General features: G+C 35.8%; 4 protein-coding genes. All 4 read right to left on the bottom strand.

Translation table 11 applies throughout. The features are described from left to right. Window positions 1-173: 173 nt before the first annotated feature. Genes ACIPNH_RS01730 through ACIPNH_RS01715 form a run of 4 tightly spaced genes read right to left on the bottom strand, consistent with a single transcriptional unit; the run spans window position 174 to window position 3,313 of the window. Window positions 174-1,670 (bottom strand): recombinase family protein, encoded by a 1,497-nt coding sequence (locus ACIPNH_RS01730; RefSeq protein ID WP_400771325.1) that lies wholly within the window; start codon window positions 1,668-1,670, stop codon window positions 174-176. 2 nt (window positions 1,671-1,672) lie between these two features. Further along, complete coding sequence (locus ACIPNH_RS01725; RefSeq protein ID WP_265030285.1) at window positions 1,673-2,104, bottom strand: DUF2924 domain-containing protein; 432 nt, start codon at window positions 2,102-2,104, stop codon at window positions 1,673-1,675. A gap of 4 nt (window positions 2,105-2,108) precedes the next feature. Continuing rightward, window positions 2,109-2,573: an ankyrin repeat domain-containing protein gene (locus ACIPNH_RS01720; protein ID WP_155968581.1), complete on the bottom strand. Its 465-nt coding sequence runs from the start codon at window positions 2,571-2,573 to the stop codon at window positions 2,109-2,111. A gap of 38 nt (window positions 2,574-2,611) precedes the next feature. Further along, window positions 2,612-3,313, bottom strand: a complete 702-nt coding sequence (locus ACIPNH_RS01715) for an ankyrin repeat domain-containing protein (RefSeq protein ID WP_400771327.1) — start codon at window positions 3,311-3,313, stop codon at window positions 2,612-2,614. Window positions 3,314-3,339 lie beyond the last annotated feature (26 nt).

Raw genomic sequence — 3,339 nt, 5'->3', positions numbered from 1 at the left:
GGGTATGGTGTTAGGGTATATTTTAAAAAATGAGCAGGTATGTTTAAGATTATCACTGTTTTTATTACATAATTAAGTGTCAGTTCCTGTAACACTAGCTTACCTCCATTCTTTGTTTTAAAGTATTGGTTTTCTGGCACATAGTCTTTTCCATTGCCTATTGCTTTTGTAAATTAAGATTCTAAGCCGTAAAACTTCTTTAATTGCTCACTCCACAGCATCGGTATTTCCCTTAAATCCACTAACTTCAAGCTTCTCGGTTGTCTCCCATTGATTATGTCTTCTTTGATCTTCGGAGCTAAATAATTTAACCTTAAAATTTGCTGTATTCTTCTCATGCTTATCTTAATTTTTATGCTCAGCTCTTTCACACTTCTATATTTTCCTTCCTCCAGTTGACGTTTCCACAGATGAGCCCTTACCACTGCCTTCAGTAGCGCATTATTTGTTTTCCCCTCTGGTTCTATTACCGTGCATTTATTTCCTTTCTTTTTTAAACTCATTGGTATAAATTTTTCCTCTGACTCAGAACAGACATCTATTCCATCCTCTCTCATCCATACTGTCTTTATTAATTTCTTCACCGCTTCTTTCTGTTTTCCAAAACTTAAATTTTTCCACTCTTCCGCTTTTTCTTCCAAATTTTCATATAGGCGTTCAGCTCTCTTCATCACTTCTTTTTCTACTTCTCCCGCTACTACTGTTCGGTTCATCGACTCGCAACCTTTTCCTCTTAAATGATTATTGCATATATAATATCGATACCTTTTATTTTCTTTTTTTGAGTATGTCAGCGTCATATTTACACCACAGCTCTTGCACTTAATTATTCCCCTAAGCAGCGCTTCCTCATATTTTGCTTTTCTATATGGTTGATTCCTTATCAATTCTTGTGCTTTTTGCCATTTTTCTTCCTCTATTATCGCCTCATGCTTTCCTTCATACTCTTTCTCATAATGCCTAATTTTTCCCATATATATTGGATTTGTTATTATTCTCCTCACCGTTGCCTTTTTAAAGATATCTGATTTTCCTTTCGTACGGTATCCTTGGCTATTTAACTCTCTTGCCAGTTCTGCCATTGACTTCAGCTCTATATACCTCTCAAATATATGTTTTACCAACTTTGCTTCTTTCTCATTTATTATTAATTCTTTATCTTTTACATCATATCCAAGCGGCAAAGTTCCCCCCATCCACAATCCCTGCTCCTTTGATGTTGCTATTTTATTTTTTACTCTCTCTACTATCATCTCTCTTTCTAACTGTGCTGCCCCTGATAACACCGTTTGCACGAACTTTCCCATTGGCGTATTATTGTCAAATATCTGCGTTACTGCTATAAAATTTACTCGATGTCTTCTAAAAAATGACGTTACTTCAATGCTGTCTTTTGTTTCCCTTGATAACCTGTCTAGCGTATATACTACTACACAATCTACTTCTCCTCCTTTAACATCTTCAAATAATTCCTTTATTGCTGGTCTTTCTAAATTCTTTCCTGAGAACCCTCCATCGTCGTACTTTTTTGCCAATGCTATCCAGCCTTCTCTGCTCTTTATGTATTTTTCACATGCTACTCGCTGCGCATCTAAACTGTTAAACTTTTGTTCTAGTCCATCCTCATTTGATTTTCTCGTATATATTGCACATCTTACTTCTTTTAGCATTTTCAACTTCCATTTTTATCACGCATCCCGAATAATAAAGGTCCGTTATAGCTCATTCCCATTATTTTTCCGGCTACTGCTGACAATGACGTAAAAAATTCTTCTCTGTAGATTAAACCCTTATCTGTTACCATTACTGCATGCGTCTCTTCCCCTCTCTCTAGTATTAATTCTGTCCCTTCTACTGGTAATTTATCGCTACTTATTCTTTTTCCCTTCTCTAGCCGATCTGCCAGATACTCTAGTCTTTTTAATCCTTTTCTTGACATTTCTCCATACGCTTTTTCCTGTATTCTATAAGCTAGTCTCGGTATCAGATATTTCTTTGAGTACCTTGGCGCTTCTTCCCCATATGCCTTCTTCCACATTTTTCTCAGCTCATCCAAAGGTCTTCTCTCTAAATTCATTACTTTCTTTTCTATTTCTTTCTCCATATTTTTAGCCCTTCATAAATAGCTTTTCAATTCTGTCTGTTTCTTTCTTTAATACCTCGGTTATCTTTTTGCTATTTTTAGCATAATCCATCGCTGTCACTCCAAATTTATCTGCTTGTTCTATTTCAGCCCCTGCTTTTACTAGCTCCTCCACTATTTCCACTTTCCCCACCATACATGCAAGGTGCAATGGAGTGCATTTATTTTCATATTCTTCCGCATTTACATTCGCTCCTGATTTTATCAATTCTCTCACGATTTCTAGACGTTTCTCAGTTATCGCTAGGTGCAGTGCTGTGTGTCCTTCTACATCTGCTGCATTCACATTCGCTCCTTTTTCAACTAATAATCTCACTGTTTTTGCGTCTACTGCATAATGCAAAACTGTTCTTCCCTTTTCGTCTCTTTCATAAATATTTTTAAACGAGTTCTCTAATAGAGACTCCTCTTTTTTACCGAGCTTTACCATAATCCACCTCACCTTTTCTTTAAATTTAAGTCTCTCTTTTAAGCATTCCTTTTCGCTACCTCGTCTATCATTTCGTTCACTTGGTTCATTATTTTGCTTGCTAAATTTTTACACTCTTCCTTTACTAGCGATTTATCTCTCTTCCTTATTTCTTCTATCTCTATTATTTTTAACTCTGGTAAATAACTCCCATTCAACATGTCTGCTATTTCTCCCACTAGCCTCTCTATTCCATAGCAGGTCAGTTCTCTGCTTTTTGTTATTCCTCCTTTTTCTCTCAAAAATTTACTTGCCTTTTCACTTTCTTTACTATCACACAGAGAATACTTTTCACTTTCCCATATGTAATACATTGGTGTTGCACCATATTTATTCAGTTGATTAACCTCAGCTCCTGCTTTTACTAGCTCTTTTATTATTTCAACTCCTGCTCCTCCTATTTTGCACGCAGAGTGCAGTGGCGTACATCCAGTAACATATTGAGTGGCATTTACTTCTGCTCCCGACCTTAGCAGCACTTTTACATTTTCTAAGCTTTTCGCAAATACTGCACAGTGTAGTGGTGTATAACCATTTTTATCTCTTGCATTAACCTCTGCCCCTTTTTTTATTAATAACCTTATTGTTTTGTAATTGGAGATTTCTACTGCTTGATGTAATATCGTCTCTCCTTCTTCATTTCTTTTATTAATATCTTTACTTGATACTTCTTTAAAAAACTTACTCTTGCTAAAACTCATTTCATACCTCACAAAATTAGCTTTTC

It is taken from the genome of Wolbachia endosymbiont of Drosophila barbarae, from assembly GCF_044752445.1.
GTDB lineage: Bacteria > Pseudomonadota > Alphaproteobacteria > Rickettsiales > Anaplasmataceae > Wolbachia > Wolbachia pipientis.
This window is presented reverse-complemented; position numbering and strand designations above follow the sequence as displayed.